Below are 17,834 nucleotides of genomic sequence, written 5' to 3' on the forward strand. Positions count from 1 at the left end.
GCTATTAAACATAACAGCACTTTACTTTAATAAGGCTCCACTGTGGGGCTCAATTCCATTCCAAGCCCATTTTCTGGCGGTGCTTGTACACGGGCGAAGAGCGTTTCCACTTCAACTGCAAGCCCTGGCGCGGCGTGCCGCACTGGGCTTTGGCATGCCCGTGCTGTACCACAGCCGCCGCCCGGTGAACGTGACCAACGAACTACCCGAACTCGTCACGTTATCGGGCAAGGCCAAGCACACACCGCTCGATGACTTGCTCAAACGCGCCGACATCGTCGCCGCCGTGCTGCCCTTGTCAAACGAAACCCGCGGCCTCATGGGCGCACGCGAGTTTGGCCTGATGAAACCCGGCGCCATCTTCATCAACGGCGAGCGCGGCGCCACCGTGCAGGAAGACACCCTGCTCCACGCCCTCACCCACGGCATGCGATGGCGGTGCTGGCTACGAGCAACCTGCTGCAGGCTCTGGCGGGGGAGCGGCCGATGGCGGTGTTTGAGGCAACGGGTTCTTAGAAAAATAGGCCTCAAGCCCATATTTAACGGGCGTGAGTAGCTATCAAATAAGTAGCAATTGAAGCACCTATGGTCGCTTCTGTAAGATTCAGGCCTGCTCATTACCCACTCCAACCGCCATCTTTCGAATAAACGGCATGGGGTAAGGGATTTCTGGATACCCCGCTCTAATGAACCAACAAGCCCTTTCTTCCTTTATCTGGTCGGTTGCCGACCTGCTGCGCGGCGACTACAGGCAGTCCGAATACGGCAAGGTCATCCTGCCCTTCACTGTGCTGCGCCGGCTCGACTGCGTCCTGGAGGCCACCAAACCCGCCGTGTTGGCCGAGCATGCAAAACAGGTCAAGGCCGGTATCAACCCCGAGCCCTTTTTGCTGCGTAAAGCGGGCCAAACCTTTTACAACACCTCGCTGCTCGACATGAAGACGCTCACGGGCGATGCCGACCACATCAGGCAAAACCTGATGGCGTATATCCAGGCCTTCTCTAAAGACGCACGCGATATCTTTGACCGGTTTGACGTTCATACCCAGATTGACCGACTGGCCAAAACCGGGCTGCTGTACCTGGTGACAGAAAAGTTTGCCCAGATAGACCTGCACCCCGACGCGGTTGACAACACGAAGATGGGCCACGTATTCGAGGAACTGATCCGCAAGTTTGCAGAAATCTCCAACGAGACAGCCGGTGAACATTTCACCCCGCGCGAAGTCATCCGCCTGATGGTTGACCTGCTCTTGTGTGAAGACGACCAGGTTTTGAGCAAGCCCGGCGTGGTGCGCACCATTTATGACCCGACGGCGGGCACCGGCGGCATGCTCTCGGCAGCGGGTGAATACCTGGACGAGCACAACCCGCGCGCCCGGCTCACCATGTTTGGCCAGGAACTCAATGACGAGTCTTACGCCATCTGCAAGGCCGACATGCTCATCAAGGGGCAGGATGTGGCCAACATAGTAGCTGGCAATACCCTGAATGACGACGGCTTTCCGGGCCGCAAGTTTGACTACATGCTCTCCAACCCGCCCTTTGGCGTGGAATGGAAAAAGGTCGAAAAAGACATTCGCAAGGAGCATGAGCAGCAGGGCTTTAACGGCCGCTTCGGCCCCGGCCTGCCGCGTGTGAGTGATGGCTCGCTGCTGTTCTTGATGCACCTCATCAGCAAGATGACGCCGGCCAAAGACGGCGGCAGCCGCATCGGCATTGTGCTTAATGGCTCACCACTCTTTACGGGCGGTGCCGGCAGCGGCGAGAGTGAAATACGCCGCTACGTGCTGGAAAACGATTTGCTGGAGGCCATCATCGCCTTGCCGACCGACATGTTTTACAACACCGGCATCAGCACCTATATCTGGATTTTGACCAACCGCAAGCCCGCCAGTCGCAAGGGCAAGCTGCAATTGATTGATGCATCCGGCATGTGGCAGAAGATGCGCAAGAGCCTTGGGTCAAAGCGCAAGGAGTTGAGCGACGAGCACATCGACGAAATCACCCGCCTGTTTGGCGCGGGCCAGGACGCGCAGCAAGACGGCAAGCCGATCAGCCGTGTTTTCAGCAACGAAGATTTTGGCTACAGCACCATCACCGTGGAGCGCCCCTTCGGGACAAAAAGGGCAAAGTCATCCTGGGCGAAAAAGGCAAGCTCAAAGGCAAGCCTCAGCCCGACTCGGCCCTGCGCGATACCGAAAACGTGCCACTCAGTGAGGACATCAAAACCTACTTCAAGCGCGAGGTACTGCCGCACGCGCCCGACGCCTGGATAGACGCCGAAAAAACCAAAGTGGGTTATGAGATTCCATTCAACCGCCACTTCTATGTGTTTGAGCCGCCGCGTCCGCTGGCCGAGATTGATGCGGATTTGAAGCGCTCTACTGACCGCATCAAGGCGATGATCGAGGGACTGGCAGCATGAGCTTGCCACGGTACGAAAAGTACAAAGAATCTGGGGTGGAGTGGCTTGGGGAAATTCCAAGCCATTGGGAGGTCAAGCGGTTGAAATACAACTTGGGCCTGTTGACAGAAAAGACCAGCCGCCGCGAAAACGCGGTTGCATTGGAAAACATTGAAGGTTGGACTGGCCGTTTCCTGTCCACTGAAACCGAGTTTGAAGGCGAAGGCGTTGCCTTTGAGTCGGGTGACATTCTGTTTGGCAAGTTGCGCCCCTACCTTGCAAAAGCGTATTTGACAGAAGCAGCGGGCGAGGCGGTTGGTGATTTTCATGTGATGCGCCCGACTGCAAACGTTGCGGGGCGCTTTGCCCAGTATCAGTTGCTTAGTCGCGAATTCATTGCGATAGTTGACGGTTCCACATTCGGCTCGAAGATGCCGCGCGCCAGTTGGGAATTCGTTGCGGGAATGATCTTGTCGACACCTCCCAAAGCAGAACAACAAACCATCGCAGCCTTCCTCGACCGCGAAACCGCCAAGATCGACGGCTTGATCGCCGAGCAGCGCAGGCTGGTCAATCTGCTCAAGGAAAAGCGCCAGGCCGTCATCTCCCACGCCGTCACCAAGGGCCTGAACCCGGACGCGCCCATGAAGGACTCTGGCGTGGCGTGGCTGGGGGAGGTGCCGGCGCATTGGGAAGTATCCAGCCTCAAGCGCTATTGGAGCATTGCCGACTGCAAGCACATCACTGCCGAATTTCTTGATGAGGGAATCCCGCTTGCGAGTATTCGTGAAGTTCAGAGTCGCTACGTAGAACTGGAAAATGCAAAGCAGACAACCGACTATTTCTACGAGCAACTGATTGAAGGTGGGCGCCTGCCTAAAGTGGGCGATCTTATTTTTAGCCGCAATGCGACTGTCGGTGAGGTGGCACAAGTCGCGGATTGGCACCCACGGTTTGCAATGGGACAGGATGTTTGCCTATTGAGAAAATTGGAGCCGAACTATTCCAGCGACTACATGCAATTGGTCCTACGCTCGCCGGTGATCGTTGAACAGTTGGAACACGTAATGGTGGGTTCAACCTTTAAGCGCGTAAATGTCGAGGAAATCAGAGGGTTCGTGGTGCCGATGCCGCCAGCCATAGAGCAATCTGAGATTGCAACCTTTCTCGACCACCAAACCACCCAACTCGACACCCTGACCCAGGAAGCCCAAACCGCCATCACCCTGCTGCAAGAGCGCCGCAGCGCGCTGATCTCGGCGGCGGTCACGGGCAAGATTGATGTGCGGGGCGCTTTGCCTGCCTGAGCGAGTCAATGTCGCTACTTTTTTGATAGCTTCTTGCGCCCGTATTTATTGGGCTACAGGCTTATTTTTCTCATGAAGAAAGCCTGAAACAGGCAATTCCAGCACCGTGTTGAAAATCCAAATTCTGGCTATACTGTACATATTAGCTAGTTTTACAAGGAGCCAGTCATGATCACTGTGACCTCTGTGGAAGCGCAAAACCGTTTTGGGCAACTGCTGGACACGGCCCAGCGCGAGCCGGTCACCATCACCCGGCACGGACGCACGGCGGCGTTCATTGTCTCGCCACAGGACATGGACGAACTCATCAATGCGCGCCGCAAGCGCAGCAAGGCGGTGGCTGAGTTCGAGGCGTGGAGCAAGCGGGCCAGTCAAACTGCGTTGCCCGCGGCTGCCGAGCTGAGTGACGAAGACGTCATTCGTCTGGTTCGTGAAGCGCGATGAGCGCCCTGCGGCGCGTGGTGTTTGACACCAGCAGCCTGATTGGCGCGGCCTTACAGGTGGGCTCTATGCCGCATCGCGCGCTGGCCCATGCCTTGTCTGCGGGCGACGTGTGCGCCTCCGCTGCCACGCTGGCCGAACTGGAACAGGTGCTGCTGCGCCCAAAGTTTGACCGATACCAGCTACGCGATGTACGCATGGAGTTTGCCGCATTGTTGCGCCGACAAGTGCATTTGTTCGATGTTTCAGAGGCTGATGAAGCCAACGTCCAGCCACCATGCCGTGACCCTAAAGACAATAAATTCCTGGCGCTGTCCAACGTGTGCGATGCCGATGCGCTGATCAGCAGTGATGCCGATTTGCTGGTCTTGCACCCATGGCACGGCGTGCAAATCTTGACGCCAGCGGCGTTTGTTGCATTGGCGCAGACCTGACAAGAAAAAAAAGGGAGAACGAATGAGCTTGCACAAGGAAATCAGCTTTGAAAACGACGTGTGCAAGCACTTGGCGGCCAACGGCTGGCTGTATGCCGAAGGCGACGCCGCCCACTATGACCGTGGCCGCGCAGTCTATGCCCCTGATGTGACAGCCTGGGTCCAGGCCACACAGCCCAAGGCCTGGGAAACGCTGCAGAAAAACCATGGCGCGGCGGCCGAGGCAAGCGTGCTCGACCGACTGCGCAAACAGCTGGACGAGCGCGGCACGCTCGATGTGCTGCGCCACGGCATTGAGCTGATGGGCCTGCGCCAGCCGCTGCAACTGGCGCAGTTCAGACCGGCGCTGGCCATAAACCCGGAGATACAAGCCAAATACGCCGCCAACCGGCTGCGCGTGGTGCGGCAGCTGCGCTACTCGGTGCACAACGAAAACTGCATTGACCTGGTGCTGTTTCTGAACGGCCTGCCCGTGGCCACGGTAGAGCTGAAAACCGACTTTACCCAGGGCATTGGCGATGCGGTGGACCAATACCGGTTTGACCGTCAGCCAAGGCCCAAAGGTCAAAGCGCTGCGGAGCCCTTGCTGAGCTTTCCCAACGGGGCGCTGGTGCATTTTGCCGTAAGCAATACGGAAGTGCGCATGACGACGCGTCTGGAAGGCGCGGCCACCTCATTCCTGCCCTTCAACCGCGGCGACGAGGGTGCGGCCGGCAACCCACCCAACCCGGCTGGCCATAAAACGGCTTATTTGTGGGAAGAAGTATGGGCGCGGGACAGCTGGCTGGAAATTCTGGGCCGCTATCTGGTGGCGGAGCGCGATGGCAAAAAGCAGATCAAAAAGACGATCTTCCCGCGCTATCACCAACTGGACGCGACGCGCAGGCTGCTGGCGCAAGTACTTGCTGACGGAGCCGGGCAAAAATACCTGATCCAGCATTCGGCGGGTTCGGGCAAAACCAATTCGATTGCCTGGTCTGCCCACTTTCTGGCCGACCTGCACGATGCGCAGAACAACAAGGTATTCGATTCGGTGCTGGTCATCAGCGACCGCACGGTGCTTGACTCGCAGTTGCAGGAAGCAATTTTTGGCTTTGAACGTACCACGGGTGTGGTGGCCACCATCAAGGGCGACTCCCAAAGCAAGAGCGGCGAGCTGGCCGAAGCCTTGTCGGGCGGCAAGAAGATTGTGGTGTGCACCATACAGACTTTTCCGTTTGCGATGAAGGCCGTGCACGAGCTTTCGGCCACGCAGGGCAAGCGCTTTGCAGTGATTGCTGACGAGGCGCATTCATCGCAAACCGGTGAAGCTGCCGCCAAACTCAAAGCCGTGCTGAGCGTGGAGGAAATCGCTGAGCTAAACGATGGCGGCGAAGTGAGCACTGAGGATTTGCTGGCTGCGCAGATGAGCAACCGGGCCAGTCAGGGAAGTGAAGCCGGCATTACTTACGTGGCCTTCACCGCCACACCCAAGGCAAAGACACTGGAGCTGTTTGGCCGCCGGCCACAGCCTGAGCTGCCTGCCGGACCGGGCAACCTGCCTGCGCCATTTCACGTGTATTCGATGCGCCAGGCGATTGAAGAGGGCTTCATCCTGGATGTGCTGCAGAACTACACGCCCTATAAAACTGCCTTCAAGCTGGCCCACAACGGCGTGGAAATGGACGACTCAGAGGTGGAACGCAGCGCGGCGGTGAAAGGCATCATGCGCTGGGTGCGGCTGCATCCGTACAACATTTCGCAAAAGGTGCAGGTGGTGGTGGAGCACTTTCGTGACAACGTGGCACCGCTGCTGGCCGGCCGCGCCAAGGCCATGGTGGTGGTGGGCAGCCGGGTGGAAGCCGTCCGCTGGCAATTGGCCGTCAACAAATACATCCGCGAGCAGGGTTACAAGATTGGCACCCTGGTGGCGTTCTCGGGCGAGGTGATGGATGCTGATTCATTGTCTGAGCCGGTAACGGAAACAGCCAAGGCGCTGAACCCCAACCTTAAGGGCCGCGACATGCGCGAGGCCTTTGCCACGGACGAATACCAGATCTTGCTGGTGGCCAACAAGTTCCAGACCGGGTTTGACCAGCCCCTGCTGTGCGGCATGTATGTGGACAAGCGGCTGGCGGGCATTGCGGCGGTGCAAACGCTGTCGCGCCTGAACCGTGCTTACCGTGACGACAAGAGCGTCAAGGACACGACCTATGTGGTGGATTTTGTGAATGAGCCGGATGAAATTCTGGCGGCGTTCAAGACCTACCACAGTACGGCCGAGCTGGAGAATGTGACTGATCCGCACCTCGTGTACGACCTGCGCGCCAAGCTCGACGGTGCGGGCCACTACGACGACTTTGAAGTGAACCGCGTCGTGGAGGTGGTGCTGAACGCCAAGTCGGGTCAGGCGGCTTTGGCTGCCGCCGTTGCGCCCGTGGCGGACCGTGTGGTGAAACGCTTCAAGGCGGCGCAGGAGCAGTTGCGTGCAGCCCGCGCCCTGAAAGACAGCAAGGCCGAGCAGGCCGCCAAGGATGAAATGGAGGCGCTGGAGCTGTTCAAGCGCGACCTGGGCACTTATCTGCGGCTCTATGCTTTCCTGTCTCAAATCTTCGACTACGGCAACACCGATATCGAGAAGCGCGCCATTTTCTTTAAATACCTGCTGCCGCTGCTGGAGTTTGGCCGTGAGCGTGAAGAGCTGGATTTGTCCAAGATGGCATTAACGCACCACACCTTGAAGAACCAGGGCGGACGGGCACTTTACCTGAACCAAGGCGAGGCCACCAAGCTGCTGGCCATGGAACCCGGTGCGGGTAGCGTGCAAGAGAAAGAAAAGGCGCGGCTCGCGGAAATCATCGAAAAGGTCAACGACCTGTTTGAAGGCGACTTGAGCGATGACGACCGGCTGGTTTATGTCAACAACGTCATCAAAGGCAAGTTGCTGGAGTCTGAAGTGCTGACTCAGCAGGCCGCCAACAACACCAAAGAGCAGTTTTCCAACTCACCCGACTTGGCCAATGAGATGCTCAACGCGATCATGGACGCGCTGGCTGCGCATAACAGCATGAGCCGTCAGGCACTCGACTCGCAGCGAGTGCGCAGCGGCATGAAAGACGTCTTGCTGGGGCCGGGGCAGCTGTATGAAGCGTTGCGTGAACGTAGCGCGGGCAGCTACAGCACAGGCCCGTAACGGCCAGTGGGTGTTGCCACCCATGGCGTCAAAGCCGTTGCGCATCAGGCGCCTGGCTCAGTGACTGTGCGCCATCCCGCTAATCAGCATCACCATCCCCATCCCAACCGCCAGCCAGGCAATTTGCGCCACCGTTTCCTTGGCCGTCAGGCGTTTTTGCAGTTGCGGGATCAAATCCGCCAGCGCCACATACACAAAGCTGCTGGCCGCCATGACCAGGAAGTACGGCAGGTAGTCGTGAAGCTGGTCCACCAGAGCGTAGCCCACCAGGCCGCCCAGCGCGGTCACCGCGCCGGCCAGTGACACTTTGATGAGGGCTATGCGCCGGTTGCTTGACGACTGGCGCAGCACCACCAGGTCGCCCATGTGGTGGGGCACCTCGTGCACCAGCACGGCCAGCGCGGCGACCAGGCCCAGGCGCATGTCGGCGATGAAGGCGGAGGCAATGAGAATGCCGTCGCCAAAGGCATGCACGCTGTCGCCCGTCAGCACGGCCCAGCTGCCCGACTTGGGCGCGTGGCTGTGGATGTGGTGGCGGTGCTCGTGGCTGGCCACCGTTTCGCCCAGCTCGCCGCGCACCGAGTTGCCGGTGTGTAGGGGTGTGGGGCCGTCCTCATGGTCGTGATCGTGATCGTGCCCGTGGTTGTGGTGGTGCTCATGGCCGTGGTGCCACAGCTCGGCCTTGTCCAGCAGAAAGAAGAACACCAGCCCCACCAGCAGGGTGGCAAACAGCTCGTGGGCGCTGGCCTGGCTTTCAAAGGCCTCGGGCAGCAGGTGCATGAAAGCGGTGGCCAGCAGTGTGCCGGCGGCCAGGCTGAGCATGTGCTGGGTGTAGCGGGCCAGCACGCCAAAGCTGAGCAGGGCTGCCAGCCACACACTGCCGATGCCGGCTGCCATGGTTCCCATCAAAATTGCTATCAAAGTCATAGCTGCTTGCGCTCGTTCTATACGGGCTGGAGCCCAAAATGATTACTGGATATTTGCAAAAGCGACCTGTGAGGGTACACCACAAATGGCGAAACCCCGGGGCCAGCTTGACTGCCGGCGACCGGGGCTGCATTTATCTTATCAAGCGTGTCAAGAGGGGGGCGCAAAAAAACCGCCTCGCATCGCAGCGGGCGGTTTTTTTGGAGGGAGTTTAAGCCCTAAGCCACACCGTGGGTCTTGAACCACGCCAGCGCGCGCTTGAAGCCGTCGTCTGCCGCTTCCTTGCGGTAGCTGGGGCGGTAGTCGGCGTGAAAAGCGTGGGGCGTATCCGGGTACACCACAAACTCCGAGGCCTTGGCGGCGGCGTTGCCTTTGCTTGCTGCCTCGGCCAGCGCAGCTTTCATCTTGTCAACCGTGTCAAGGGGAATGCCGCTGTCTTGCCCGCCATACAGGCCCAGCACCGGGCCGTGCAGGCTGGTGGCCAGATCGATGGGGTTTTTAGGCATGAGGGCGTTGGGCGTGCCCACCAGCCGGCCATACCAGGCGACGGCCGCCTTGACGTTTTTGCTGTACGCGGCATACAGCCAGGTGATGCGGCCGCCCCAGCAAAAGCCGGTGATGCCTACCTTGGCGGTATTGCCGCCGTTGGCGCCCGCCCATTTCACGGCGCCGTCCAGGTCGGCCATCACCTGGGCGTCGGGCACCTTGTTGACGACCTCGGCAATCAGCTTGCCGATCTCGTTGTAGGTGCCGGGGTCGCCCTGGCGCGCATACAACTCGGGCGCAATGGCCAGGTAGCCGGCCCGGGCAAAGCGGCGGGCGGTGTCGGCAATGTATTCGTGCACGCCAAACACTTCCTGCACCACCAGCACCACGGGCAAATCGGTTTTGCCGGCCGGGGCGGCGTAAAAGGCCGGCACCTTGAAGCCGTTGACCTCGTAGGTGGTTTCGCCGGTTTTGAGGCCTTCCGACGAGGTTTTGATGGCCGTCTGCGCCATGATGGGCAGGGCTGTGGCGGCGTAACCCACACCCAGCGCCGCTTTCAGCGCGGTGCGGCGGCTGGCGCCGGCTTCGCTTGACTGCCCCGGCAGCAAGGCATTGAAGTCGTTTTTCTGGTCCTGGTTCAGCATGGCGGTTTCCTCAGAAAGAGTGGTTTGAAGAACGCAGTCGGAGTCCAAGCGGCTGCAGAAGTTCCTGCAGGCCAGACCCAAGCGCAAAGGCCGTCGCTCACACAATCTTGACGCTGAGCTCGGGCAAGCCGTCGATGTGGCATTCAATCACATCACCCTTGACGACGGGCCCGACGTTTTCCGGCGTGCCCGAATAAATGATGTCGCCGGGAAACAGCTCAAACGCCTCGGACAGCTTGGAGATTTGCTCGGCCACCGACCAGATCATGTGGTTCAGCGTGGCTTGCTGCTTGATCTGGCCATTGACCTTGAGCCAGATCGCGCCTTGGGTGTAGTGGCCGGTCTGCGCCACCTTGTGGATGGGACCTATGGGGGCCGAGCGGTCAAAGCTCTTGCCGATTTCCCAGGGCTTTTTCTGGTCGCCCATGCCGCGCTGCAAGTCGCGGCGCGTCATGTCCAGGCCCAAGGCGTAGCCGTAGACCCTATCCAGCGCCTGGTCCATGGGGATGTTGCGCCCGCCTTTGGACAGGGCCGCCACCAGTTCGACTTCGTAGTGGTAGTTTTTGGTGAGCGTGGGGTAGGCATGGTCGGCCACTTGGCCCGGCGGCACGACCTGAATGGCGTCCGTCGGTTTCTGGAAAAAGAAAGGCGGCTCGCGGCTGGGGTCGGAGCCCATTTCGATCGCGTGGGCGGCATAGTTGCGGCCAATGCAGTAAATGCGGCGGACCGGAAACATCTCGGCACTGCCCGCAATAGGCACGTAGGTGTCGGCCACCGTGAAGGGCGTGGCCGGCGCATTGGCCGCCGTGCCGGGTGTGGCGCAACCGATGACGGCGCCGGCCGTCATCAATCCGCCTGATTGCAAAAGCCCGCGTTTGCTGATGTCGGTCATGTTTGTCTCCTGGGGGTGTTCATGTTCTGTCGCGACAAGCAGCTTAAGCCGCACAGGCTCGCAGCAGCCAGACGCAATTACGCATTTACCGGACGATTCAATGCAATGCGGGGATGCTGCGGCTCAACAGATCACGGAGTGCCGGAAATTTTCGCGCGCACGCTGTCGCGGTAAGCCTTGGGAGTCTGGCCAAAACGCTGGCGGAAGCGGCGGGCGAAATAAGCCTCATCGGCAAAGCCCGAGGCATGTGCAACGCCGGCAATGCGCTGGCTGCTGTGCGCCAGCAACTCCTGCGCAAACTCCAGGCGCCGTTCGGTCACCAGGTCGGTGAAGGTCTTGCCGGTCTCTTTTTTGAGCAAGTGCGCCAGGTAGTTGGGTGACAAAAACGCAGCGGCAGCCGCGTCCGCCAGCGTGATCTCACCGGCCAGATGCTCGCGGATATAGCGAACGGCGCGCTGCAGGCTGGCGCGCCGGCTGCCTTGCTGCGCCTGGCTGGCAGAAAAACGCAGCAGGTCAGCTTCAAACTTGCGGCAGGTCAGCGCAATCAGTTGCAGCATGAGGCCGCGAATCATCTCGACCGATCCGAAGCGGCGGTTGGCGTTTTCGGCAGCCAGCTTTTCAAGCAGCGCTTCGACCTCAGCAAACTCGTCTTCGGAGAAATAAAAGTCGGCGTACTCCTGAAACAAAAAGGGCGCCAGCTCGGGCGCCCTGGACAGCGGCACGTCTTCCAGGTCCAGCGGGTCCACGTCCAGCCCGGGGCGCAGGAACTGCTGCGACATGTTGATGATGACGTAGCGCGAGCCTTCGGGATGCGGAATCACGTGCACCCGGTAAGGCAGGATGAAGCTGAGGTAGCCGCGCCGAAAAGGCCGCACCGTGCCGGCCACGTTCTGCTCGGTGTCGCCCTGCAGGCTGATCTGGATCTGAAAGTATTCGTGCCGGTGCGGACGCACCAGCGGCGGCCGCACCAGCTGGGACCGGATGTCAAAGTCGAGGTGGTCCGCCCGCTCGGACATGCCGTAGGTCTTGATGTCTGTCATGCACGCGTTTTCGTTGATGAGAGAGGGTTTGCGGATATCCTTTTGAAGCTCTCGTTTTCACGAATCTAGTGCGCCTTGTCCCAGTTCGGTCCCACCCCGATCTCGGCCAGCAGCGGCACCTTGAGGTCGGCCACCCCGGCCATCAGGCGCGGAATCTCGGTTTTAAGCCAGTCCACCTCAGCCTCGGGCACTTCAAACACCAGCTCGTCGTGCACCTGCATGATCATTTTGGTGGCACGCTTTTCATCGTCCAGCACCTGCTGCACCTGGTTCATGCTGAGCTTGATCAGGTCGGCCGCGGTGCCCTGCATGGGGGCGTTGATGGCGGCGCGCTCGGCGCCGCTGCGGCGCGGGCCGTTGGGCGAGTTGATCTCCGGCAGGTACAGGCGGCGGCCAAACACGGTTTCCACATAGCCCTTGCTTTTGGCGCTTTGCTTGGTTTCGTCCATGTACTGCTTCACGCCGGGGTAGCGCTGAAAGTATTTGTCAATGTAGGCGGCTGCGGCCTTGGTTTCAATGCCCAGGTTGCGCGCCAGGCCAAAGCTGCTCATGCCGTAGATCAGGCCAAAGTTGATGACCTTGGCGTAGCGGCGCTGCTCGCTGCTGACCTGCGCCACACTCACGCCAAACACCTCGGCAGCGGTGGCGCGGTGCACGTCCACGCCGTCGGTAAAGGCGCGCAACAGGGCTTCGTCGCCGCTGATGTGCGCCATGATGCGCAGCTCGATCTGCGAGTAGTCGGCACTGGCAATCACACTGCCGGCAGGCGCCACAAAGGCCTCGCGCACGCGCCGGCCCTCGGCGGTGCGGATCGGAATGTTTTGCAGATTGGGGTCGTTGCTGCTCAGGCGCCCGGTCACGGCCACGGCCTGCGCGTAGTGCGTGTGCACGCGGCCGGTGCGCGGGTGCGCCAGCTGAGCCAGCTTGTCGGTGTAGGTGCCCTTGAGCTTGGACAAGCCCCGGTGCTCCAGGATTTTGGCGGGCAGCGGGTAGTCTTCGGCCAGCTTCTCCAGCACCTCTTCATCGGTGCTGGGCGCGCCGGTGGCGGTTTTTTTGACGATGGGCAGGCCGAGCTTGGTAAAGAAGATCTCGCCAATCTGCTTGGGCGAGCCGAGGTTGAAGGGCTGACCGGCCAACTCGTGCGCCTCGGCTTCCAACTGCAAAATGCGCGCACCCAGCTCGCCGCTTTGTTTGGCCAGCGTAGGCGCGTCTATCAGTACGCCATTGCGCTCGATGCGGTACAGGCTTTCGCTGCTCTGCATTTCCAGCTCGTAGATAAAGCGCAGCTTGTCGTCGGCCTGCAGGCGCGGCCACAGCACGCGGTGCACGTCCAGCGTCTGGTCGGAGTCTTCGCAGGAATATTCAGCGGCCTTGGCAATATCAACCTGATTGAACTTGATCTGGTTCGCACCCTTGCCACACAGGTCTTCGTAGTTGATGCCGCTGCGCCCCAGGTGCCGCTCGGCCAGGCTGGCCAGGCCGTGAGGCTTGTGCACTTCCAGCACATAGCTTTGCAGCATGGTGTCGTGCGTGTAGCCCTGCACTTCAATGCCGTGGTTGGCAAACACATGGCGGTCGTATTTGACGTGCTGGCCCAGCTTGTGTTTTGCCGGGTTTTCCAGCCAGGGCTTGAGTTTGGCCAGCACTTCATCGCGCGGCAGTTGCGCCGGTGCGTCGGGGTAGTCGTGCGTGAGCGGGATGTAGGCGGCCTCGCCGGGGGTGACGCTGAAGCTCAGGCCGACGATTTCGGCACGCATTTCATCGAGCGACGTGGTTTCGGTGTCCAGCGCCACCAGCTCGGCCGCTTCTATTTTTGCCAGCCAGTGGTTGAAAGCTTCCCAGGTGAAGATGGTGTCGTAAGCCAGCGTGCTGGCTGGCGCAGACGCCGGCGCCGGCTTGTCTTCGGGCTCATCAAAGAGGCCGGGCTCGGATTTTTTCCCATCCCGGTCAGGACGGGCCTGCCTAGGCCCTTCCACAGGCTGAGGCTGAGGCTGGGCCTGGGCGGTATTTCCTCCCAGCGACTTGACCAGCGACTTGAAGCCATATTTCTCATAAAAAGTGGCCAAAGCCTCCATCTGCTGTGCGCCAATAGCTATCGAATCCATAGCAGGCAGGCCGTCCACATAGCCATCAAGTTCGCAATCGGTCTTGATGGTGAGCAGCTCGCGGCCTTTGGGCAGCCAGTCCAGCGCCTTGCGCAGGTTTTCGCCGGCCACGCCCTTGATCTCGCCGGCGCGCGCCACCAGCGCGGCTAGCGAACCGTATTCCTGCAGCCACTTGGCAGCGGTTTTGGGGCCGACCTTTTCAACGCCAGGCACGTTGTCGACCGCGTCGCCCACCAGCGTCTGGTAGTCCACCATCAGCGAAGGCGGCACGCCAAACTCGGCCGTCACGCCGGCCACGTCGCGTTTTTTGCCGTTCATGGTGTCGATGATGGTGATGTGCTCGTTAACCAGCTGGCTCAAGTCCTTGTCGCCGCTGCTCACAATCACCTCAATGCCCTGCCTGGCTGCCGTCACGGCCAGCGTGCCGATCACGTCGTCGGCTTCCACGCCGGGCACGTCCAGCACCTTCCAGCCCAGCAGGCGCACCACCTCGTGGATGGGGGCGATCTGGCTGCGCAAATCATCGGGCATGGGCGAGCGATTGGCCTTGTACTCGGGGTACAGCGTGTCGCGAAAGGTCGGGCCCTTGGCGTCAAACACGCAGGCGGCGTAGTCGGCCCGCACTTCCTTGCGCAGGCTCTGCATCATGTTGATCATGCCGCGAATCGCCCCGGTGGCCGCACTGGACGGATCGCCCGGCACGGCACGCAGATCGGGCATGGCGTGAAATGCGCGGTACAGGTAGCTGGAGCCGTCCACCAGCAGCAGGGTTTTTTTGTCGGTACTCATAGGCCTGATTGTCAGCTATATCCACCCGGCAGCCAGCGGCCTACAATGAGGCCATGCGACATCCTATTTGCTCCCTTTTGCTGGCTGGCATGGCCGCTGGGCCGCTGGGCGCGGCCTGGGCACAAAGCACGCCTGCCGCACAGGCCCAGGCAGAGCCCAAAACCGCGCCCCAGGCCAGGGTGGAAAAGAAACGCCCGGAGCGGGCCATCCAGCGGATTCGCACCGAAGACGCCGGCTCACGCATTGACGAGTTGCGCGTGGGCGGCGAAACCCAAAGCATCATCGTGCAGCCCAAGGTCAGCAATATGCCCGCCTACGAGGTCAAACCCGCTGAAAGCGCCAAGGGCCACGCGCCGTCTTCGACCAGCGGCGACACCAACGGTCAACGCGTCTGGAACGTGCTCAAGTTTTAACCAGTTTCAAGTTCAGGGTCCAGTTTCAGGCATGGCTGTATTTACCGAGGTCTCGTTTGACGAGGCGGCTGCTTTTTTGCACACATTGAATTTGGGTCAACTGCAGAGCATCAAGGGTGCTGCAGGCGGCATCGAAAACACCAACTATTTTGTAGACACCGAGCAGGGCGAGTACGTCCTGACGCTGTTTGAGCGCCTGAGCTTCGAGCAACTGCCGTTTTACCTGCACCTGATGAAGCATCTGGCGCAGCGCGGCATTCCGGTGCCCGACCCGCAGGCCAGCAAAAACGGCAACATCCTGCACAAACTCAAGGGCAAGCCGGCGGCCGTCGTCAACAAGCTGCGCGGCCGCAGCGAACTGGCACCCACGCCGGCCCACTGCGCCGCCGTGGGCGGCATGCTGGCCCGCATGCACCTGGCCGGGCTGGACTACGAGCGCTACCAGCCCAACCTGCGCGGCCTGCCCTGGTGGAACGAGACCGTGCCGGTGGTCTTGCCGCACATCACACCGGCGCAGCGCAGCCTGCTCGAGAGTGAGTTGGCCTACCAGAACCACATTGCCGCCGACTCGGCTTACCTGTCCCTGCCGCGCGGGGCGGTGCATGCCGACCTGTTTCGCGACAACGTGATGTTCGAGGGTGACAGCGCTCACCCGGTGCTCACCGGTTTTTTTGACTTCTACTTTGCCGGCTGCGACACCTTTCTATTTGACATCGGCGTCTGCCTGAACGACTGGTGCGTTGACTTGGCCGAAGGCACGCACAACGCCGAACGGGCCGAAGCCTTCATGGCCGCTTACCAGGCCGTGCGCCCCTTGACCGCGCAGGAACGCACCCTGCTGCCCGCGATGCAGCGCGCGGGCGCCCTGCGTTTCTGGATCTCGCGGCTATGGGACTTTCACCTGCCGCGCGAAGCGTCGGTACTCAAGCCGCATGACCCGAGCCAGTTTGAGCGTGTGCTGCGCGAACGGGTCGCCCATCCGTACAGCCTGCAGTCCTGAACCCGATCATCCTGAGGTATCGAAGGATCGGGCTGAGCTTGGCTTGCCCTGAGCGCAACGCGAACGGATTTTGCCGACCCTTCTTTGAGGCAAACTCTGCCTGCGTGTGAAATTTTGCACTGAATCCCGTGTTTTCCGTGGTTTTTTGAACTTAGACCCAGCTAGCAACCCCAATCCCGTTCAACATGAAACTCAACATCGTTCCCCCGCGTACAGGCTTCACATGGGTCAAGCTAGGCATTCAAACCTTCTTCAAGCAGCCGCTGGCCCTGTCGGGCCTGTTCTTCATGTTCATGGCCGTGCTCTCGCTCGCTACGCTCGTGCCCTTTGTCGGCGCAGCGCTGGCACTGGCCCTGCTGCCTGCCGCCACGCTGGGCCTGATGGCCGCCACGCAGGAAGCCACCAAAGGCAAATTCCCCATGCCTTCCATTCTTATCAGCGCCTTTCGGGCCGGCCAGCAGCGCAAGCAGGCCATGCTGGTGCTGGGCGCGCTGTATGCCGCCGGCTTTCTGGCCCTGATGGGGGTGTCGGCCCTGTTCGACGGCGGGCAGTTTGCCAAGCTGTACCTGGTGGGTGGAAAGATCACCGAAGAGCTGGTGCAGCAAAGCGATTTTCAGACTGCCATGTGGGTGGCGCTGGCCTTGTACCTGCCGCTGTCGCTGCTGTTCTGGCATGCGCCCGCGCTGGTGCACTGGCACGGCGTGACACCGGTCAAAAGCCTGTTTTTCAGCTTCATGGCCTGCTACAAAAACTTCGGCGCGCTGACGGTTTTCGGCCTGACCTGGGTCGGTGCTTTTTTCAGCCTGGGCTTGGCCATCACGCTGATCGCCACGCTGCTGGGCAATCCGGCCGTGGCGGGCGTGGCCATGTTTCCGGCCGCCCTGCTGATGGTGGCCATGTTCTTCACCTCGATTTATTTCACGTTTCGTGATAGTTTCACGCCCACATTGCCAGACCAGCCAGCGACCGACGAGATCATTACCCCAGGAGACAATTCATGACCCAGCACCTGCTGCAAGGCCGTACCGAAAAAGAAATTTTGTGGTTCCAGCGGCGCGACGCGCTCAAGGCCGCGGCGGCATGGGTTGCCATGGGAGGCCTGCCCGCTGCCCTGGCGCAGCAGCGCAGCAACATCGTGCAGCTGACCGGTGATGCCACCGTCAACGGCCGCCCGCTCAATGCCCAGCAAACCATCATCACCGGAGACCAACTCCAGACCGGGCCCGGCTCCAATCTAATCTTCGTGATTGGCAACTCGGCGTTTCAGGTGCGGCAAAACTCCAACATCACCGTGGAACGCGGCAGCACCCTCAATGCGGTCAGTCTGCTGCGCATGATCACCGGCGCGGTCGTCAGTGTCTGGGGCAAGGGCAGCAGCCGCGCCATCATCATGCCCACGCTGACGGCCGGCATACGCGGCACCGGGGTTTATTCCGAGATTTTTCCGAACCAGCGCAGCTACTTCTGCAACTGCTATGGCACGGTTGATCTGGAGTCGCAGGGGCAAAAAACCGTCTCACGCTCGGTTTACCACCAGGCCTTCTGGGGTGAGGTCGAAGCCCCAAACGTCAGCACGCTGACCCCGGCCCGACCCATCAACCACAGCGACGAAGAGCTTGAATTTCTGGCCCAACTGGTAGGCCAGCGAACCACCTGGCAAATTGCAGGCCGCAAGGGCACCAAGGACGGCAGTGGCACCATGGGTTATTGACAAGGTCAAGGATCAATGGGCGCCTCCGGTCTCGTGATGGCGGCGACTAGGGCCTGTTAACGCCCA

General features: G+C 60.5%; 13 protein-coding genes and 2 pseudogenes. 10 read left to right on the top strand and 5 right to left on the bottom strand.

Annotation, left to right across the window (positions count from 1 at the left end; all coding sequences use genetic code 11):
* Positions 1-118: 118 nt before the first annotated feature.
* The 6 genes and pseudogenes from V6M61_RS10370 to V6M61_RS10395 all read left to right on the top strand — a co-directional run.
* Positions 119-516, top strand: a pseudogene (locus tag V6M61_RS10370) (NAD(P)-dependent oxidoreductase); the annotation flags it as partial.
* Between the two features lie 170 nt (positions 517-686).
* Positions 687-2,428, top strand: a pseudogene (locus tag V6M61_RS10375) (type I restriction-modification system subunit M).
* On the top strand, positions 2,425-3,714 hold the full coding sequence (locus V6M61_RS10380) for a restriction endonuclease subunit S (protein ID WP_332776495.1): 1,290 nt from the start codon (positions 2,425-2,427) through the stop codon (positions 3,712-3,714). Before V6M61_RS10375 ends, V6M61_RS10380 begins: the two are co-directional and overlap by 4 nt.
* Before the next feature lie 168 nt (positions 3,715-3,882).
* Positions 3,883-4,158 (top strand): type II toxin-antitoxin system Phd/YefM family antitoxin, encoded by a 276-nt coding sequence (locus V6M61_RS10385; RefSeq protein ID WP_332776496.1) that lies wholly within the window; start codon positions 3,883-3,885, stop codon positions 4,156-4,158.
* Positions 4,155-4,589, top strand: coding sequence for a putative toxin-antitoxin system toxin component, PIN family (locus V6M61_RS10390; RefSeq protein ID WP_332776497.1), 435 nt, complete (start codon positions 4,155-4,157; stop codon positions 4,587-4,589). Before V6M61_RS10385 ends, V6M61_RS10390 begins: the two co-directional genes overlap by 4 nt.
* 22 nt (positions 4,590-4,611) lie before the next feature.
* Positions 4,612-7,761, top strand: a complete 3,150-nt coding sequence (locus V6M61_RS10395; RefSeq protein ID WP_332776498.1) for a type I restriction endonuclease subunit R — start codon at positions 4,612-4,614, stop codon at positions 7,759-7,761.
* Between the two features lie 57 nt (positions 7,762-7,818).
* On the opposite strand, the gene V6M61_RS10400 is transcribed toward V6M61_RS10395, so the two are convergent.
* The 5 genes from V6M61_RS10400 to polA form a co-directional block, all read right to left on the bottom strand.
* Positions 7,819-8,688: a ZIP family metal transporter gene (locus tag V6M61_RS10400; RefSeq protein ID WP_332776499.1), complete on the bottom strand. Its 870-nt coding sequence runs from the start codon at positions 8,686-8,688 to the stop codon at positions 7,819-7,821.
* A 218-nt stretch (positions 8,689-8,906) separates the two neighbouring features.
* Positions 8,907-9,818, bottom strand: a complete 912-nt coding sequence (locus V6M61_RS10405) for a dienelactone hydrolase family protein (protein WP_332776500.1) — start codon at positions 9,816-9,818, stop codon at positions 8,907-8,909.
* 97 nt (positions 9,819-9,915) lie between these two features.
* On the bottom strand, positions 9,916-10,710 hold the full coding sequence (locus tag V6M61_RS10410) for a fumarylacetoacetate hydrolase family protein (RefSeq protein WP_332776501.1): 795 nt from the start codon (positions 10,708-10,710) through the stop codon (positions 9,916-9,918).
* A gap of 131 nt (positions 10,711-10,841) precedes the next feature.
* Positions 10,842-11,750 carry a helix-turn-helix transcriptional regulator gene (locus V6M61_RS10415; RefSeq protein WP_332776502.1) on the bottom strand — a complete coding sequence of 303 codons (909 nt, stop codon included), beginning with the start codon at positions 11,748-11,750 and terminating at the stop codon, positions 10,842-10,844.
* A gap of 65 nt (positions 11,751-11,815) precedes the next feature.
* Complete coding sequence (gene polA / locus V6M61_RS10420) at positions 11,816-14,644, bottom strand: DNA polymerase I (protein WP_332776503.1); 2,829 nt, start codon at positions 14,642-14,644, stop codon at positions 11,816-11,818.
* A gap of 53 nt (positions 14,645-14,697) precedes the next feature.
* On the opposite strand from polA, the gene V6M61_RS10425 reads away from it, so the two are divergent.
* From V6M61_RS10425 to V6M61_RS10440, 4 genes are all read left to right on the top strand, one after another.
* Positions 14,698-15,057, top strand: a complete 360-nt coding sequence (locus V6M61_RS10425) for a hypothetical protein (protein ID WP_332776504.1) — start codon at positions 14,698-14,700, stop codon at positions 15,055-15,057.
* Between the two features lie 31 nt (positions 15,058-15,088).
* The gene (locus V6M61_RS10430; RefSeq protein ID WP_332776505.1) at positions 15,089-16,057 is read left to right on the top strand and encodes a homoserine kinase; all 969 of its coding nucleotides are present in this window, start codon (positions 15,089-15,091) and stop codon (positions 16,055-16,057) included.
* Between the two features lie 185 nt (positions 16,058-16,242).
* Positions 16,243-17,058: a BPSS1780 family membrane protein gene (locus V6M61_RS10435; RefSeq protein ID WP_332776506.1), complete on the top strand. Its 816-nt coding sequence runs from the start codon at positions 16,243-16,245 to the stop codon at positions 17,056-17,058.
* Complete coding sequence (locus V6M61_RS10440) at positions 17,055-17,768, top strand: iron dicitrate transport regulator FecR (protein ID WP_332776507.1); 714 nt, start codon at positions 17,055-17,057, stop codon at positions 17,766-17,768. The genes V6M61_RS10435 and V6M61_RS10440 overlap by 4 nt, the downstream gene beginning before the upstream one ends.
* Positions 17,769-17,834 lie beyond the last annotated feature (66 nt).

The sequence above is a fragment of the Polaromonas sp. genome (assembly GCF_036676035.1).
GTDB lineage: Bacteria > Pseudomonadota > Gammaproteobacteria > Burkholderiales > Burkholderiaceae_C > Polaromonas.

Bases quoted from the DNA above. Each gene is read 5' to 3' on its own strand.
- V6M61_RS10380 (WP_332776495.1), top strand. From the start codon at position 2,425: ATGAGCTTGCCACGGTACGAAAAGTACAAAGAATCTGGGGTGGAGTGG.
- V6M61_RS10385 (WP_332776496.1), top strand. From the start codon at position 3,883: ATGATCACTGTGACCTCTGTGGAAGCGCAAAACCGTTTTGGGCAACTG.
- V6M61_RS10390 (WP_332776497.1), top strand. From the start codon at position 4,155: ATGAGCGCCCTGCGGCGCGTGGTGTTTGACACCAGCAGCCTGATTGGC.
- V6M61_RS10395 (WP_332776498.1), top strand. From the start codon at position 4,612: ATGAGCTTGCACAAGGAAATCAGCTTTGAAAACGACGTGTGCAAGCAC.
- V6M61_RS10400 (WP_332776499.1), bottom strand. From the start codon at position 8,688: ATGACTTTGATAGCAATTTTGATGGGAACCATGGCAGCCGGCATCGGC.
- V6M61_RS10405 (WP_332776500.1), bottom strand. From the start codon at position 9,818: ATGCTGAACCAGGACCAGAAAAACGACTTCAATGCCTTGCTGCCGGGG.
- V6M61_RS10410 (WP_332776501.1), bottom strand. From the start codon at position 10,710: ATGACCGACATCAGCAAACGCGGGCTTTTGCAATCAGGCGGATTGATG.
- V6M61_RS10415 (WP_332776502.1), bottom strand. From the start codon at position 11,750: ATGACAGACATCAAGACCTACGGCATGTCCGAGCGGGCGGACCACCTC.
- polA (WP_332776503.1), bottom strand. From the start codon at position 14,644: ATGAGTACCGACAAAAAAACCCTGCTGCTGGTGGACGGCTCCAGCTAC.
- V6M61_RS10425 (WP_332776504.1), top strand. From the start codon at position 14,698: ATGCGACATCCTATTTGCTCCCTTTTGCTGGCTGGCATGGCCGCTGGG.
- V6M61_RS10430 (WP_332776505.1), top strand. From the start codon at position 15,089: ATGGCTGTATTTACCGAGGTCTCGTTTGACGAGGCGGCTGCTTTTTTG.
- V6M61_RS10435 (WP_332776506.1), top strand. From the start codon at position 16,243: ATGAAACTCAACATCGTTCCCCCGCGTACAGGCTTCACATGGGTCAAG.
- V6M61_RS10440 (WP_332776507.1), top strand. From the start codon at position 17,055: ATGACCCAGCACCTGCTGCAAGGCCGTACCGAAAAAGAAATTTTGTGG.